Raw genomic sequence first — 17,163 nt, forward strand, 5'->3', positions numbered from 1 at the left:
CAAAGCCAAGGGCGAGCAGACCAAGCGGGACCTCGCCATCATCGCCTTGGCGCTCAAGCATCTCGGCGTCTACTGCCAACTTGCAGAATTGAGATCTAAGAACAGATCAAGCGATTCCAGCTTTGATACCCATACCATACGACGCTGCACGAACTATTCATCTACCTGATCTGATATTTCCCAAGAACCCGGCGAGTTTGTCTAACTCTTGCTCCTGCCGGGCCGCAAGATACCCCGCTCTCTCAAGTGAGCGTTGTTTCCAGATTTCGCTGTTTTCCAGAATGTCCGTGACAGCAGCGACCCAATCTTCAGTTGAATTCTTGTATGGACAAAGCAGCTTTGCGGCAGTACCGACTGCTTCTCGTATGGCAGGATAGCTGCTGCTCAAGACCGGCAGTCCCGAATACATCGCCTCAACGGGTGTCATGCCATAACCTTCCTCAAAGCTTGGAAATACAAGTAATCTCGATGATCGATAAGCCTTTCGCATATCGTCGACATACTCTACGAGCTCGACGTGCTTGCTTTTACTCTCTGGAATTGTCTCGAGAAGCTTAGAAAACGCCAAAAATGAATTTCCCCAGCCTCCCTTTAGAATGCGGAACTTCATTGAAGTTGGGCCTACCTCGATGATGTTCTTCATCAGCTGCGGATTTTTCCGGCTTTGCGGATTCACCATGAGCACATCGACCATCGAAAAGGATGATGGGTCGTTAGGCGCAGTGCCCCAGAACTTTGCATCCATAAGTGGGTGCAGCACAATTTTTTGACACTCATCTAACGGATCGATGAACCGCTTTGACCATTCAGAGTTTGTTATGATGAAATCTGGTTCAAAGAAAAGTGGACTTCCCAAAACCGCTGTCCACTTCATCCGACTTTGCTGCTGTGCAATTCTTGTAATCCCTGCCACAACTTTTTTTGTTGCATTCTCCCATCCTCCACTTTCCTTCAAGTAAATGTTTTTCAAGTTGGCGCAGACAATTCTGGATAGATCGTGATGGACGAGGCCAACGCTGACATCTAGGTTTTTGAGGCTGGCATACAACTCCCGGGCATGAAAGTAGTTTGGATCGTTGAAGGGATTGCCAATCAGAGCTATGTCTATTTCGTTATGCTTGGCCCATTTGATTGCTTTGTTGATAAAATCATAGTGATCAGCGAGTCGCTGATAGTCAGAATCAGTTCTTTTTCTCAGGACTTGCGCCCAGGTCGCGTAAGTCAGGTCATGAGATGAAACATAACGCTCGACTTCGATAGTCCCGTTGTCTCGATCCGAAGCCTCTGAAATTCCGCAGAATACTTTGACAATGAAACCTCTTCTCTTGAGTTCTCCCGCCAAGCGAAAATGATACTGCTCGGCTCCCCCCCACATTGGAAGCCAGAATGGGCAGATCAGGCCAATTGTTGGAAGCTGCATTTCCTGATTCATTGAATAACCTTTAACAGGGTGACAATAACAGTTGTAACACACCGTAAAACACAACTGATCTCACTACCGTTCTGAACTTGGCGCATATAAGTCTGCGCTTGAGCGGTGCTGTCTTTAGCCGCCGTATACGAGATGCCGACCTGCCGAATTCCAGCAGCTTGCTGTGCGATATCATCCGAAGCCTTGCAGCGTGGTTGTCCCTCTCAAATCTAAACAAACTGAGCACTCGAAAAGCGCTTTGGCCTAGAGGGGATCTATAGTGCTTTTGTGAAATTTGCGAAGCAACATGACCTCAGCTCGACAATCTGCCACCTAAAGTGTCGCCCGGCGCTCTTCGCTATATGGCCGAGACTTTGAAACAGCTCTGAAGTGGTACAAGCGATTGCCAGCAGGCCATGGCGCAATGTCAAAAGTTCCCCTCATAGTTTACAGAGTTGAAATAACCCTGCCGCTAGATGTCATGGATGTCCAATCATCCAAAGCTATCGATCATGGCAGCCTGTATTGGATTTGCCGTAATGGCCTCAACTTCCTTCGCAGGCAATGGTCATGGTCAGTCAAGCAAATGGACCGAAGAGAGTCTTGGTTCAGCAGAAACAACCCCGACCATCTCAGATCGCATTATCTTACCTTTTTACGACAGCTCATCAGCAGCGTTCGTAACGTTGCGCAGCGCAATAGCGAACCACGAGGGAAAACTGGTCGAACAACCCAGTGACTTGGTACGGATCATTACAAAAGCGGCTGCCTTCGAAATTTTTTCATCGGCGCTTGAGGCAGGATTGTTCGTTGCATTTTATGGTGGCGCTGCCTCCACACTCGGTGGTGTCTTCATTCTGAGCTTGACGACATCAACGGTTGTCTATGTTGCGCATGAGTATTTCTGGAATTACTTCACGCCTCCAGGCACGTCGCCAACTGATCCCGAACTGATCGTAGCAAAAAGCGCGACCTATCGTGCCATAAGCATCTTGCGAAGTTTCGCGATCGGTAATGCCCTCGGGGGTACCGGTGACGCGTCAACCGCTGCGTCGTTTTCGATTGTCCTCGCGGCTCTCGATACAGTTCTCTATGGAACGGTCGAGTATTCTATTGAACGGCTATTCAGCAAGCAGCACCCCGCAGTCGGTACAGGGACCGAACTTCCCACTCCAGCTGACAAATCGGGCAATTCAGGAGCTTTCTGAAACGCGAACTGTTGTTGAGCAAGTGGTTTTGAGCTGCAGTCTTGACACTAATCCAATCACCGTTATATTCCACTGAATATTACGGAGTTAAACCAGATACCTGATCTTGTAGGCCCCCGATGACTTGTCGCAGCCGAAAAGTATTCTGCAGCAGACTGTTCCTTGTGCTGGGACTGATCCTCTGGAGCGTCGTCTGTTCACAACAGGCTCTCGCCTCCGAAAGACTGACGGTCTTCGCTGCCGCAAGCCTCAAGAACGTGCTTGATTCGATTGCCGTCTCTTGGACGACGAAAACAGGTGAACAAATCGTCAATGTCTATGGAGCCAGTTCGGCATTGGCCAAGCAGATTGAGGCAGGGGCACCCGCAGATGTCTATGTTTCGGCTGATCAGGATTGGATGGGTTATCTTGCGGAGCGAAACCTCGTTAGGGCTGACAGCATCGCTCGTCTCCTCGGAAACGTTCTGGTTCTTGTGGCGCCGGCGGACTCTGTAGAGACGACAACTATAGTGCCCGGCTTCGATCTCTCAGGATTTCTTGACGGTGGATGGCTTGCCATGGCCGAGGTTAATTCAGTTCCTGCCGGCAGATATGGCAAGCAAGCGCTCGAAAACCTTCAGGTTTGGGACAGTGTAAAAAGCAGGGTTGCACAGGCAGAGAACGTCCGAGCTGCACTCATGCTTGTTGCGGCGGGCGAAGCAGCAGCCGGAATTGTATACCAAACTGACGCGCTGGCCGAGCCAAGGGTGCGTGTGATCGGCATTTTCCCGGATAACTCCCATTCGCCTATTATCTATCCGGTTGCAGTCGTTCGGTCGTCAAAAAATCCTAAAAGTATGGAATTCGCAAACTATCTGCAGTCAACCGAGGCTAGGTTGATTTTTGAAGCCAATGGTTTTCGCGTACTTGCTGAACAATAAGATCAAAGAGAAATGGTCCAAGTATCCAGCAAGCCCAAGCTGGCTTGGCAGAATCGTACTCCCGCGTTGCCTTGTGGAAGGCCCTGCCCACTTTTCAAGACCCTGCTCAGGTCCGGTCCCAGCGTGCCGTTGCGTCATCGTCGCTGTGCTTGGCATCCACCCAGCTTTCACCTGAACTGCCTTCCTCAAGTTTCCAGAACGGAGCCTTGGTCTTGAGCCAGTCCATGAGAAAACTACAGGCATCAAAGGCTGCAGCGCGGTGGGCTGATGCTGTGATCACCAGCACGATGTCATCGCCCGCTTGAAGCCGCCCATAGCGGTGCACGATGAGCGAAGCCTCAATTGGCCAGCGCCGCAAGGCCTCCGCCTCGATTGCCGCGAGCGATTTTTCGGTCATGCCAGGATAGTGTTCCAGTGTCATGGCGCTGACTTCTCTGCCCTCTGACACCTCACGCACGGAGCCAATGAACATGACTGTTGCTCCGATGGCCTGACGTCCCTGACGGAGTGCGGCGAGTTCTTTTGCCGGATCGAAAGCTTCCTTCTGAACGCGGATCATGACGATAACATGCGCCTGCTGGGATGAATATTCAATTGCCTGAAGCCGGCTGTGCCGGGTCGGCTTCTTTGCCCGCTGTCCGGGAGATGGCAGGTGAAGCCCACTTGCCGGCTACGCTCACGGCAATGGGTTGGATTGATCCGTCAGTTGTCGTCAATGTCATGCTCAAGTCAACGGCACGCCGAAGAAGATCAGAAAACCCCGATACATTAATTGTCGCCGAACCCGCCGACATGACGAGGGAACCAACCGACGCCACTCCGTCTGCAATTGAAACCTGACCAACAAGAGATGTGAAGGCAGTTGCCCCAGCCTCTGGTCCCCATCCAACCGCCGGGCTTCTGGCGGCCGCTGCAAGCAGCGCAGGCAAGTCGCTTCCTGTGATCTCTCCCGGGCTGATTGACGCCTGTGCCTCACCCTTGAGTGTTCCGATCATTTCTTCCTGGGTCGTGCCCGAAGCGCTGAGACTTGCCGAGATGTCGCCAATGCCGCTTAGCCTCGTCAGGCCAAAGATCGCCGTCAGAACGGAATGGACTTCGGCGCCCTTGGCTTCGATCGAGCTCGTCAACTGGGGAGGTAAAACCGCTGTGTCGATCGTCGCGCTGCCGGTAAGGCTTCCCCCATTCGTTACTTGACACCGGGCAGACATGCTTAACTTTCCATCCGCTAGTTTCAGCACAAGTTGCGCCTCTGACATTGATAAGACTCCATAACGTGCGGCTCTTGCAGCCATGGTCATATCGGCGTCAAAATTGCGCAGCAGGACGAAGGGAATTTGATTGCGGCCCCACTCACCAGGCGAGGCCCCTGCAGCGGGCACGAGAAGATCGAGTGGTAAGGTGTCGAAAGCCAGCTTGGCCTGGATCCGTGGTCTTACCCCACGCAAATCGACGGCCAGATCGCCCTTTGCGGCAAAACTGCCGGTTGTCAGGTTTGCCGTCCGGAGCGCAAATGCGCGGCCGGCAGTGTCAAGCGCGCCATCAATGGAGGTGGGAGCGGAACTGTCACCAAGACCCAGAAATTGCAGGAGCCGCGTGCCTGATGCGCTGACAGGGCCTGACAGGCTCAGAACCCTAGCCGTAGACAGGCGCCCGCTGAAAGTAAGCGATGTACTCTCACCGGCAAGCGCGAGATCCAGCGGTGAACCATCTTGATTTACACGGGTGATCGACTTCAGGCTTGCGTTGAGTCGCATGACCTGAGCGTCAACAACGACCGAGCCATCGAAGCTCAGGCTGCCATCAGGTTGGATCTCCAAGAGCCCCTCCAGGCGATCGAGTGCAAGGGACTGATTGTTTCTCGCGTCGAAGTAGCGCAGTGAGGCGCGTTCGAGCGTGATCGTGATTGCCTGAGTCAAGATGCCTGGTGGCATCTCCCAGCTCGCCTGGCCGCGTTCATCGATCAGTAACGCAATCTCTGCATCACGCAGGGTCATGCTGGAAAAATCCGGTTGACGTGACAGAAGCTGATGCAGGGAGACCGGTACTACAACCGACTTGGCGGATATGAAACTATCTGCGCTTTCTCCCGGCACGGACAGTTTCACGTCCTCAAGGCGAATGGACAGTGGTGACATGTCAAGATGGCTGCCACCCGCCACCGAGACACCACGGCCCATGGATTGACTGGCAAAGTCGCCGACGCGGCCTGCAACCCAATAGGGTGCGATAACCACATAAGCTGTCACCAGCAATACGAAGACGATAACTGCGGCACCGCCGGCAAGCACTTGTCGTTCGCGCATCATCAACTCCGGGACTTCTATCCTGCCGTTTGCGGCATGCTTACAGCATCAATGGACCAAACCAAGCGGAGCAGTCTAGAGCAAGAACCGACCCGAGTGAAACAGTGCCGTTCGGCCGCAGCGCTGCTGATCGCGGCAAACCGGACGCCTGCCGCCACCGGACCCCGGAGGACCGAGGCAATCCGCGCGGCGGCGGTGTCGGATGGTTCAACCAGGCCCCAGCCCGCTGCTCGCCATCTTCCTGGCTAAGCCGCGAAATTCCTCCGGCCAGTTCTTGCTCTGGCGCCTGCGAGCAAAAAGTTGAGCCCAAGCTGTCCGCGGCTCGATTTCTTCCCTGTCTTCCGGGATTTCCCCCGATCAAACGATGAGCTAAGGAAGGCTGGCTGAAGGAGTGCCCCCATGTCTGATCGTCCTCTATGGATCCCCAGCCCGGAACGTGTGGCTCAGTCCAATCTCTGGCGTTTCATGGAGCCTCGGGGTTTCCAGTCCTTTGACGAGGTTCTCCGACATTCGATTGATCAGCCTGAAGTGTTCTGGCGGGACCTTTGGGATTTCTGCAAGGTTAAGGCGGAGCGCCGCGGCACAGATGTGCTTGTCAATGAGACAAGAATGCCAGGTGCCAAGTTCTTTCCGGATGCACGTCTCAACTACGCCGAGAATTTGCTGCGCAAGTCAGATGAAACGGATGCACTTGTTTTTCGCGGAGAAGACAAGGTCGCCCGACGCATGAGCTGGGGCGAGCTCGGTCAGGCCGTGGCAAGGCTTCATCGCGCCTTGGTTGCGCGAGGCATTGGGCCTGGTGACCGCATCTGCGCCATTGTGCCCAACATGCCGGAGGCCATCATATGCTTTCTAGCCGCCGCCTCGCTCGGTGCCATCTGGTCATCTTGCTCGCCAGACTTTGGCGAGCGCGGCATCCTTGATCGCTTTGGCCAAATCGGCCCGAAGCTTCTGGTGACCAGTGATGGATATTTCTATGCAGGCAAGACGATTGACCTTGCCGAAAAGGTTCGCAATGTTCTGAATGATCTTCCAAGCGTCCACACAACGCTTGTCATAAATTATGCAGGAAACGCTGATCGCGTCGCCGCCGAGCTGCCTCATGGCGAGACGCTTGCGCATTTTTCAGCATCACATAGCGATGCGCCAATCAGTTTTGCCCAGCTTCCGTTCGATCACCCGCTTTACATCCTGTATTCCTCGGGCACCACTGGAATACCAAAATGCATCGTGCATTCAGCAGGTGGAATTCTGCTCAAGCATCTGTGTGAACACGTTCTAAACACGGATACGCGGTCAACTGATCGACTTTTCTACTTCTCGACGTGTGGCTGGATGATGTGGAACTGGCTTGTTTCAGGTCTCGCGGCTGGCGCCACGCTGCTTCTGTACGATGGATCACCCTTTCACCCCTCTGAACGCGCACTGTTTGACTATGCGGATGAGGAGGGCATCACGATCTTCGGAACCTCGGCCAAATACATCGATGCGGTCAAGAAGAGCGGCATGCTGCCGCGCAATACTCACAAGCTCACGGCTCTGCGAAGCATTCTCTCTACGGGATCGCCGCTGAGTGCGGAAAGCTTTGACTTTGTCTATTCAGGCATCAAGGCCGACGTTCAATTAGCATCTATCTCGGGCGGAACAGATATCTGTGGCTGTTTTGTTGGGGGCAATCCGCTATCGCCTGTATGGCGTAGTGAAATTCAGGGGGCCATGCTGGGCATGGCGGTTGACGTGTTTGATGAGGCCGGCAAACCCCTGCGTGGCCAGAAGGGCGAGTTGGTCTGCACCAAGCCCTTCCCGTCCATGCCGGTGATGTTCTGGAACGACCCGGATGGCGCGAAGTACCATAATGCTTATTTTGGGCGTTTTCCGAATGTTTGGTGCCATGGTGATTTTGCGGAGCTCACGCCCCATGGCGGCATGATTATTCATGGCCGTTCGGATGCCACCCTCAATCCCGGCGGGGTTCGTATAGGAACGGCTGAACTTTATGCTCAAGTCGAGCAGATACCTGAGGTGATCGAGGCGCTGGCCATCGGACAGGACTGGGATAATGACGTACGTGTTGTGCTGTTCGTAAGGCTGCGGACAGGTGTGCTGCTGGATGATGAATTGATTGGCAAGATAAAGACACAGATCCGGCATGGTGCATCGCCGCGACATGTACCGGCGCGAATCGTATCAGTCTCGGATATTCCACGCACCAAGTCTGGAAAGATCACCGAACTCGCGGTTCGTGACGTAGTGCACGGCCGCGCCGTGAAGAACCAGGAGGCGCTGGCCAATCCGGAGGCGCTTGATCTTTTTCGTGATGTGCCAGAACTCAGGACGTGATGTGCGGTTCGTGCAGTGTACGTGCGAGTAGAATGACTGGAAGAAGCCCGACGACAACAATCGTGAGTGCGGGAAGTGCGCTCTCTTCCAGCTGGTCGAGTGACGCCAGCATGAATACTGTGGTTGCCAGGGTCTCGAAGTCGAAAGGCCGGAGAATGAGTGTTGCAGGCAATTCTTTCATGCAGTCGACAAAGACGAGCAGGGCAGCTGAAACCAACGCTGGCCGCAGCAACGGCAGGTGAACTTCTAGGAAGGCGCGGATTGGCCCCCGGCCAAGGGTTCGCGCAGCAGCGGCAACATTGGGCGTTACCTTTTGGAGGCCCGTTTCAATCGCGCCAAAAGACACGGCGAGGAATCGAACCACATAGGCGAACACCACGGCAGCGATCGAGCCGGACAGCAACAGCCCAGTCGAGAACCCAAACTGTTCCCGCAGGAATGAATCGAGCGTGTTGTCGAAAGCCGCAAGGGGAATAAGTACGCCAATTCCGAGTACAGTGCCAGGTATGGCATACCCGAGGGCGGCGAGCCGGATCACCCGTCTCGTGAAGCCCTTGCGCATGATGCGGTTTGCATAGCCGAGGATCAGTCCCAGCACCACCGCCACGGCCGCGGCGAGGGCCGCCAGCAGCAGGGAGTGAGACACGGCATTGAGATAGGCAGTGGACAGCGCATCTTGCCACCGACTTGCGGCAAAGTTCAGCAGTACGAGCGCTGGCACCACGAATCCAATCACAATGGGCAGGCCACACGCCAGCACCGCCAGGGCTCTCTGCCAGCCATTCAGTCGAATCCTGTCTGGCTGACGCGGGCGCTGGGCTGGCAGTACGAAGGACTGTTTTCGCCGTGCCGTGCGCTCGAACCAGACCAGCATGAAAATGAACAGGAGCATGACAGCAGAAATCTGAGCCGCGCCCCCAAGGTTGCCCTGCGAGAGCCACGTCGTATAGACGCCGAGTGTCAGGGTCCGGACCCCGAAGAACCCTGCCGCACCAATGTCGTTGAGGCATTCCATCAGCGCAAGCGACACGCCGACGGCAATGCCAGGCCGTGCCAGAGGCAATGCGACGGCGCGGAAGGCACCCCAAGGTGTCCGGCCCAGAGCGCGGGCCACTTCGAGCTGAGTGGCGGGCTGGCGAATGAAGCTCGCCCGCGCCGTGAGGAAGACATAAGGGTAGAGGACCATGGAGAGAATGAACACCGCCCCGCCCAGCGATCGGATCTCCGGGAACCAGTAGTCTGCCGGGCTTGTCCAGCCAAACAGCTCACGCAGCCAGGATTGCAATGGGCCAGCATAGCTCAGAAAGTCGACATAGGCGTAGGCGACGATGTAGCCGGGCATGGCAAGTGGCAGCAATGATGCCCAGAGAAACAATGGTCTCAGTGGAAACCGGCACATGGTGACAAGCCAGGCAACACCTGTACCGACCACGAACGTGATGAGGCCAACACCGAGCAGGAGCAGGACTGTGCGCAGCACATAGCCGGGCAGCACGGTTTCGATGAGATGCGGCCAGATGTTTTCGGTGGGTGCGAAAGCCAGAAGGATGATCGTAATCACTGGCAAGGCCAGTGCCAGTCCGGTCACCAGTGCCGCCAGGCTGAGCAGCCGTTCGCCGATGGGGCGTGGTGTGCCCCTCATGATGGCTCCAGAACCAGTGCTGCTCATGCTGTGCCTAATCGGCCAGAACGCGGGGGGTTGGAAAGGTGATGTCAGCGAGCGTGCCTTTGCCAGGCTCGCTCGACAATGTAAGACTGGCGCGGTTGGCCTCGACCAGTGCTTTTGTCAGTGGCAGCCCAAGTCCCGTGCCCTGAGCTGCGCGGCCCTCGGTGGCCACCCTAACAAAGGGCTCGAGAGCTCCCTTCAGCTGGTCTTCGTTCATCCCGATGCCCGTGTCTCTTACACGGAGGGTCAGTTCGCCAGTTGACTGGAGTTGTGCCGAGATGACCACCTGCCCGCCAGGATCGGTGAACTTGATGGCGTTCGACAACAGATTTATCATGACTTGACGCATCGACCGGAGATCAGCCACGACACTCGGCAGATCCTCAGGCATTGACTTCCGCAGCAGCACCCGCGACCCAGTTGCCTCTTCCTGCAACAACTTTACCGCATACTCGGCGACGTCGCCAAGGTTCACGGCAGTAAAGTTAAGCTCAAGCCTGCCGGCCTCGACTTTTGAAAGATCAAGCAGGTCGTCGATCAGTGAGAGGAGATGTGCTCCACTTGCGTGTATGTCCTGCACGTAGCCACGGTATTTCTCATTGCCGATCTCTCCAAAGCGGCCAAGCCGCATCACTTCGGAAAAGCCCATGATGGCGTTGAGCGGCGTCCGCAGTTCATGGCTGACGCTGGCAAGAAATTCCGACTTCTGGCGGCTTGTAGCCTCTGCGCGCTCCTTGGCCTCCCGCAGCTCTTCCTCTGTCTTTTTCCATTGAGTGATATCACGGACCACAGCACAGAAAGCCGCCTGGGAACGTGGCGCCTCGAGCTTGCCGATAGTCAGGAACAGCGGCACCTTGCCACCCTGCCTCACCTTTGCGATCACTTCGCGGCCATCATTGAAGACGGCAGCCAGGCCGGGGCCTTGCAGGGCGGCCAGATAGTCCCGGACGACGCTGCCGCTCTCTGGCGTCAGAAGCTCAGCAAAGGGCCTGCCGGCCACGTCTGCGATGCGGTAGCCAAAAATTGCTTCCGCACCGGCGCTGAAGGTATGAATGCGGGCCTCAGCATCGAGCGTGATGATGCCATCGGCGGCCGTGTCCAGAATGGCGCGTAGCTCCTGGTCGGCTTCTGATGCCTGAGGTCTGGACGGCAAGGGAATGACGGTGGCTGACGGCCGTGGTGCCTTTTCCTCGGCCGGTGTTTCGGCCTTCGCCAAAACGAATTGCCGTGCCGGCCCGCCGACCCAAGGGATGATGCTCATCTGGACGCCGGCTTCAACCTTTTCGCCGCTGGTCGTGAGGAACTCACATCGCGGGATCGATTGGCCCAGCTGGGCAAAGCGGCCAGCCAGGCCCTCGTCATTGATGACGTCTTCGCCACAGCCATAACCGAATAGCTGGGCCGCAGCCGGATTTGCGAAGCACAACTCGCCGTCCTTGGCGACCAGCACGGCTTCACTGCGGTGATCGAGGGGCAAACGTACCTGTTCGGGGATAGCGGGCATCGTGCGGCGCAACTGTTTTTCCACAGGCGCTGTCACCTGTTTCGGCGTTGTGGGTGTGTCACGCTCAAGCCCTTCCTGCAGGGTCTTTCCCAGATTCTCGAACGCGGCCGCATCGGCTGGCGAAAGAGCATTGCCCGGGCGAGGCGCCTCCGTCTGTGCAGCGTCCGGCCGTGGGCCAGCATCCTGTCCGCCACCAGCATATTTCAGTTCAAGGGCGCGCCGCTCCGTGACATCGTCCAGAAGCAGCAGCGCGTAGGCCGCAGTTTCGTCAGGGCGGTTAAGCCGCCGGGCGGTGATGCGGATGTCGCGCGCACCCAGACGTACTTGCAGAGCCTTGTTGACTACGATTGTTCCAGCTGCTGCGAGCCTCGCAAGCAGTTCTTCAGCAGGGTCCTTGCCTCCAAGCAACCCGGCAAGGCTTGCCCTTTGCCCGGCATTGAGCAGAACAAGCGCTGCGGCATTAAGGTGTCGGATTGCGCCGTCGGCACCGGCCAGCATGGCGGCTGATGGCAAAAGGTCGAACGCGGCCATGATGTCAGCGGAGACCTTGCCGTTTTCGGTAGATGCCGAGGCCTGCGCTACAACGAGAACACCGGGCCGGCCATCTGCCAGCGCGTGGATCATGCAACGGCAGGCCAGTGCCGACGCGGCGCCCGTGGAGGGGAAATGCAGCAGGGCGGGTTCAACCTGTCCACGCTGGAGGCGCTTTGACAGGCCAATCACTTGCGCCACCCCGGGTTCAAGCACGTCAAACGGGCGATCGATGAGGTCAAACAGCGTGCCTCCATCGAAATAGGCGATGCCAGCTGCATTGGCCCAGACGATACGTGCCCGGACGCCATCCCACAGCCAGGCAGCCTCCGGGACGTCCCTCAGATCCTCCAAAGTCGGTGTCGCGAGGTCGGCCAAACCGCTACCTTTCCATCTGCCACCTTGCGTTTACGAAGGCTTAACCAAGAAATAGACGATAACGCCCTCTGCCGTCCATCCTTCCTGCTCGCAAAGGCGGCCAGAGCGACATGGTGCGTCGCAACAAATTATTGCATCGCACAATATATGCAGCTAATATCCGCTTCAGATTGAAATTTTGACCAGCGGACCAGCAAAGAGGAGATCATGCGATGACGGTCAAGAAGGCAAAATCGGGGGCAGCTGGAAGCCAGGTCAAGGCTATCGCCCCCGCTGCCGACAAGGTGACGAGTTTCGCGCAAACCACTGTGGATCAGGCTCAGGCTGCCTTCGAAAAGGTGAATGAACTGGCCCATGGCAATGTCCAGATGATGGACGCGGCGGCGAATGCCTACAAGAACCGCCTGACGGATATACAGCTCAAGGCGATGGAATTTGCGCAGGTCAACGTCAACACTGGCTTTGCATTTGTCCGAGAGCTATTTTCCGTCCGCGACGGTGGCGAGGCGATCTTGCTGCAGCAGGATTTCCTGAAGGCACAGGCCGAAATCCTGCAGATGCAGGTCAAGGAGCTCAATGACTTGTCGGTGGCGCTCGCCCGCGAAACGTTGAAGCCGGTCCAGGACTCAGTAACAAAATCGGTTGCGACCCTGTCCCGGGGGATTTCGGCCTGATCCGACAGGAAGCAGGAGGGCCCTCGGTCTGCCGTGCGCCAGGGCTCGTCTTGTTCGCTTGAATTCGGCTCCGACTGGAGCTAGGAACCCGTTTCTTGGGAAGCCGCCTTAGCTCAGTTGGTTAGAGCACTAGATTGTGGATCTAGGGGTCCCCCGTTCGAGCCGGGGAGGCGGTACCATTTAAAAACTACTGTAGTGATTCATTGAAATCAAAAGTGGATCGACGGTTTTCGCTGGCGTATCAATGCCCGAGCTGTGACCTTTCAGTAGGCCGTCTATCCGGATCGGACGGAGGAACTGTTCTTGTAACAAGACGGTATCTTTCCAAGAGGTCCGAATAAACATCCACGAGAATCCACGATTGACGCGTTTTGGTCGAGAGTAGGTCGTTCTGGAGGTGCTGAGCGGGCAGACGCCGGAGGTCGCCGCGCGAGACATAGAGCTTCTGCCCGCGAATCGTGCGCAAATGAATCCGCCACTTCAAGACTAAAGGCATGGACAGTCTCAAGGACCGCTCCGCAAGCCGACCCAAGAGGAGCCCGTGCGGGCTTGGACTTCGTCCATGTCGCCATCAACAACAACTCCCGCATCAGCTTCGGCGAGTTCAAGCCTGATGAGAAATCCCCCGGAGCCATTTCCTTTCTCAAGGCCGCTGTCGCATACGACAACGGCCTCGGCGTCACCATGACCGGGTGATGGCCAACAATGGCTCCTGCTACAAATTCCGTGATTTCGCGAAAGCCTGCAGGCGCCTCAACGTTCGCCAAGTCAGGAGCAGACCCCATACGCCCAAAACCAAAGGAAAAGCCCAACCCTTCATCCAAACCGCCCTGCGAGAATGGGCTTATGCGAGGACCTGTTCCAACTCCGACGAGCACTCTTCCTAATTGCCCTCATGGCTCCACACACATGTTTGGCACAGACCTCACGGCAGTCTTTTGAGGCTCCGCATCTAGCTGCCCGACTCTGCATGGCGGGTCGGGAACGTGGCGAACTCTCCTTGGAAGCGTTGTCCCAAGACGCGATAGAGCTTGGTCCGGTCATTGCGGCGATTTGCGAGATGGTCCCCGCACACACTGGATAGAGCACGGAGCGTGAAGGCAGAGTCAAGCGTTGCCGATTTCGCTACCCACGTCATCGCCAAGGCCGCCTGCACAATAAATTTCAGCCCGGACCACCGTTGGGGTCAGCTCAGACTGACGTCATCAGGCCATAGATCTAACTCTAGTTGTACAATATTGTGACCCAACAATTCAAATATAATGAGGTCTTTATTGGTCATCTGTTCCATCAAGTCTTCATTTCAGTCGGACATTGAAAAGGTTCGAAGGAAAGTGTTACTCAGCGACCAAGGCAATAAACCGTTGCCATACAGGAGGGTTGAATGAGCGCGCAGATGAGAACCGAAACCGACAGTCTTGGTGCAGTCCAAGTTCCGGCAGACAAGCTGTGGGGCGCGCAGACCCAGCGGTCGTTGCAGCATTTCAGCATTGGCAAGGATCTAATGCCGCGCGAAATGATTGGTGCCTATGCAATCCTGAAGAAAGGCGCCGCTATTGCGAACCATAAGGGTGGCCGCCTGCAGGACCAGCAATACAAGCTCATCGTTCAGGTTTGCGATGAGATACTGGCGGGTCAGCACCAGGACATGTTTCCTCTCCACGTGTGGATGACCGGCAGTGGCACGCAGTTCAACATGAATGTCAACGAGGTGATTTCGAACCGTTGCTGCCAGCTTGCAGGCACGCCCCTCGGCAGCAAGGCCCCGGTTCATCCGAATGATCACGTCAACATGGCGCAGTCATCCAACGACTCGTTCCCCTCAGCAATGTACATCGCGTCTGCCATCGCAACGACCAAGAATCTTCTTCCAGCGGTGACCGCTCTGCGCGACTCGATTGCGAAAAAGGCAACTGAGTGGAAGGATATTGTGAAGATCGGGCGTACGCACATGCAGGATGCAACCCCGCTGACCCTTGGTCAGGAATGGTCTGGCTATGCAGGCATGCTGACCGACAATCTCGACGATGTGAATTCGTCACTGAAATCGGTCTATAAGCTTGCGCTTGGCGGTACGGCTGTTGGCACAGGTCTCAACTCGGCGCCTGGGTTTGCTGAAGCTGCGGCGCAAGAAATTGCCACGCTGACCGGACTGCCCTTCGTGACTGCGCCGAACAAGTTCACCGTTCAGGGTGCACATAATGCTCTTGTTGCGCTTTCGGGAGCGATGAAGACGCTGGCGACGTCGCTTTACAAGATCGCCAACGATATTCGGCTCATGTCCTGTGGCCCGCGTGCGGGCTTTGCCGAACTTTCAATTCCCGCCAACGAACCGGGTTCTTCCATCATGCCGGGCAAGGTCAACCCGACCCAGTGCGAAGCCATGGCAATGGTGGCTGTCCAGGTCATGGCCAATGACATGGCCGTGAGCTTCGGTGGCGCGAGTGGCTATCTGGAGATGAACGTTTACAAACCGCTCATCATATACAATATCACGCATTCGATCTCGCTGATGACTGACAGCTGCACCAACTTCCGTACCTTCCTTGTGGAGGGCACGAAACCCAACCTCAAGCAAATAGGCCAGTTCGTCGAACGATCGCTGATGCTGGTCACTGCATTGTCACCGGTCATTGGCTACGACAAGGCATCAAAAATTGCCCATTATGCCCTCGATAATGACCTGACGCTGAAGGACGCGGCTCTGAAACTGGGCTTTGTCACCGAGGCGGAGTTCGACAAGGTGGTCGATCCCCGGAAAATGGTGTCCTGCTATGTCGCCTGATCATCATCGCGCTGGTTCAGGCGAAGCAGCCCATGGCCGGTTCGCACTTGCCGACCAGGTTGGTCCGCGCTTTTCTGCCGACTGGAAGAGTGCTGATCACCGTGCGCGGCGTCTGGTCTCGGAATTCATCGGCACCTTTGGGCTGACCTTTGTCCTGTCTGGCGGCGCGGCAATTCTGGCCAGCCACGGCGGTGCGCAGCTGGCAAGTTTCCAATACGCATTCACCCTGTCTGCGGTGGCAGCATTGTGGCTCGTGGCGGCCGTCTATTGTCTGGGTGACATCTCTGCTCACTTCAACCCGGCAATGACCGTTGCATTCACCTTGCGTGGCGACATGGGCTGGCCCATGGCCATAGCCTATGTGTTTGTGCAGCTGTTCGCTGCAGCTGCCGGTTCCCTGGTTGCGGCGGCGCTTTTCGGCTATGGTGGCAACCTCGCGGCAACCATGCCCCAGCCTGGCGAATACTGGCAGGCTGTGGTGTTTGAGGGCATTCTCACCTTCGGAATGGTGCTGGTTGTTCTCAGCATGGCCAACGGACCGAAGCTTGTTGGACCCTTCGTGCCGCTCGCTGTTGGAGCCTATGTAATGGCCGCCGGTACCATGGGCGGACCCTATGACGGTGCCGCATTCAATCCCGCACGTGCCTTCGGCCCTGACTTCGCCAGAGGAGACCTGTCAACCTACTGGGTTTATCCCGTGGGTTCGCTGCTTGGCGTGATTGGTGCTGTCCTGACGGCGCGTTTCCTCAGGGGACCAGCCAAGGCGCAGGAGGCAGCTGCCGCGATGGGAGCGCCACTCGACAGGGACTAATCATTGGATTTTGATCCAATTTACGGAGCGCTTGAAGCGCCTTTGGCCCTGTCGCAGTATTTGCCTGCGGGATTGGGATGGGTTTCTGACTGTGACATGAGGTAGGATGCGGTTCTGCGGCAAATCGATACGACCTTGGATCGCCCAGAACTGGGGCATTAGCACCAGTCAGAGAACGCGAGGCCTTCTTTGTGGCTTACTCCTGGCCAGTGGAGCAAGCTTCGGCTCGATCGACAAGGTTCAAGCAGCCGATCTCCCCGCTCTGGAGATTGATCCGATCCGCGCTGCCTTTTTTGACGACGCAACTTTTACGCTCCACATGCGGAGCTATCTCTTCGACATGTACAACAATGGGGATAGCAACCCAGCAGCATGGGCGATCGGCGGTTGGGTCGGCTATGAGACCGGATGGATCGGCGATATCCTCAAATTTGGAGCTGTCGGCTATACCTCCCAGCCCTTATGGGCACCGGCTGACCGGCCAGGCTCGCTCCTTTTGCTGCCGGATCAGGACGGTTTTTCGGTCCTGGGCCAAGCCTATGCGGCCCTTCGCTACGAAGACCAAGTGCTGACCTTTTACCGCCAGTTGGTAGATCAGCCGGAGGTAAACCCGCATGATAACCGCATGGTGC

13 protein-coding genes and 1 tRNA gene are annotated in these 17,163 nt (G+C 56.3%); 9 read left to right on the forward strand and 5 right to left on the reverse strand.

From position 1 onward, the window contains the following. Window positions 1–157 precede the first annotated feature (157 nt). Entirely contained in the window at window positions 158–1,432 is a 1,275-nt protein-coding gene (locus tag ACILRN_RS08935) for a glycosyltransferase (RefSeq protein ID WP_395687485.1), read from the reverse strand. Between the two features lie 464 nt (window positions 1,433–1,896). Here ACILRN_RS08935 and ACILRN_RS08940 point away from each other — a divergent pair, with 464 nt between their 5' ends. Together ACILRN_RS08940 and modA are read left to right on the forward strand one after the other, a co-directional pair. Continuing rightward, complete coding sequence (locus ACILRN_RS08940) at window positions 1,897–2,619, forward strand: hypothetical protein (protein WP_395687487.1); 723 nt, start codon at window positions 1,897–1,899, stop codon at window positions 2,617–2,619. 164 nt (window positions 2,620–2,783) lie between these two features. Continuing rightward, window positions 2,784–3,539: a molybdate ABC transporter substrate-binding protein gene (gene modA / locus ACILRN_RS08945; RefSeq protein WP_395687489.1), complete on the forward strand. Its 756-nt coding sequence runs from the start codon at window positions 2,784–2,786 to the stop codon at window positions 3,537–3,539. Window positions 3,540–3,645: 106 nt separating this feature from the next. Here modA and ACILRN_RS08950 read toward each other — a convergent pair whose 3' ends face one another. Continuing rightward, window positions 3,646–4,098 (reverse strand): molybdenum cofactor biosynthesis protein MoaE, encoded by a 453-nt coding sequence (locus ACILRN_RS08950; RefSeq protein ID WP_395687490.1) that lies wholly within the window; start codon window positions 4,096–4,098, stop codon window positions 3,646–3,648. Window positions 4,099–4,129: 31 nt separating this feature from the next. After that, window positions 4,130–5,842, reverse strand: coding sequence for an AsmA family protein (locus ACILRN_RS08955; protein WP_395687492.1), 1,713 nt, complete (start codon window positions 5,840–5,842; stop codon window positions 4,130–4,132). 399 nt (window positions 5,843–6,241) lie between these two features. Between ACILRN_RS08955 and ACILRN_RS08960 the strand changes: the two genes are divergently transcribed. Further along, entirely contained in the window at window positions 6,242–8,182 is a 1,941-nt protein-coding gene (locus ACILRN_RS08960; protein ID WP_395687494.1) for an acetoacetate--CoA ligase, read from the forward strand. Here ACILRN_RS08960 and ACILRN_RS08965 read toward each other — a convergent pair. Further along, window positions 8,172–9,824 carry an ABC transporter permease gene (locus tag ACILRN_RS08965; protein WP_395687496.1) on the reverse strand — a complete coding sequence of 551 codons (1,653 nt, stop codon included), beginning with the start codon at window positions 9,822–9,824 and terminating at the stop codon, window positions 8,172–8,174. The genes ACILRN_RS08960 and ACILRN_RS08965 overlap by 11 nt on opposite strands. A gap of 34 nt (window positions 9,825–9,858) precedes the next feature. Further along, window positions 9,859–12,261 carry an ATP-binding protein gene (locus ACILRN_RS08970; protein WP_395687498.1) on the reverse strand — a complete coding sequence of 801 codons (2,403 nt, stop codon included), beginning with the start codon at window positions 12,259–12,261 and terminating at the stop codon, window positions 9,859–9,861. A gap of 212 nt (window positions 12,262–12,473) precedes the next feature. On the opposite strand from ACILRN_RS08970, the gene ACILRN_RS08975 reads away from it, so the two are divergent. From ACILRN_RS08975 to ACILRN_RS09000, 6 genes are all read left to right on the forward strand, one after another. Then, complete coding sequence (locus tag ACILRN_RS08975) at window positions 12,474–12,935, forward strand: phasin family protein (protein ID WP_395687500.1); 462 nt, start codon at window positions 12,474–12,476, stop codon at window positions 12,933–12,935. Between the two features lie 102 nt (window positions 12,936–13,037). Then, window positions 13,038–13,114 (forward strand) — tRNA-His (locus ACILRN_RS08980). 370 nt (window positions 13,115–13,484) lie between these two features. Then, on the forward strand, window positions 13,485–13,631 hold the full coding sequence (locus ACILRN_RS08985; RefSeq protein ID WP_395687502.1) for a hypothetical protein: 147 nt from the start codon (window positions 13,485–13,487) through the stop codon (window positions 13,629–13,631). Between the two features lie 688 nt (window positions 13,632–14,319). After that, on the forward strand, window positions 14,320–15,720 hold the full coding sequence (gene fumC, locus ACILRN_RS08990) for a class II fumarate hydratase (RefSeq protein ID WP_395687504.1): 1,401 nt from the start codon (window positions 14,320–14,322) through the stop codon (window positions 15,718–15,720). Next, on the forward strand, window positions 15,710–16,531 hold the full coding sequence (locus ACILRN_RS08995) for an MIP/aquaporin family protein (protein ID WP_395687506.1): 822 nt from the start codon (window positions 15,710–15,712) through the stop codon (window positions 16,529–16,531). Before fumC ends, ACILRN_RS08995 begins: the two co-directional genes overlap by 11 nt. A 106-nt stretch (window positions 16,532–16,637) precedes the next feature. Then, the coding region (locus ACILRN_RS09000) for a hypothetical protein (RefSeq protein WP_395687508.1) at window positions 16,638–17,163 on the forward strand (526 nt) is incomplete at its 3' end.

This window comes from Aestuariivirga sp. (assembly GCF_044238155.1).
Classification (GTDB): domain Bacteria; phylum Pseudomonadota; class Alphaproteobacteria; order Rhizobiales; family Aestuariivirgaceae; genus Aestuariivirga.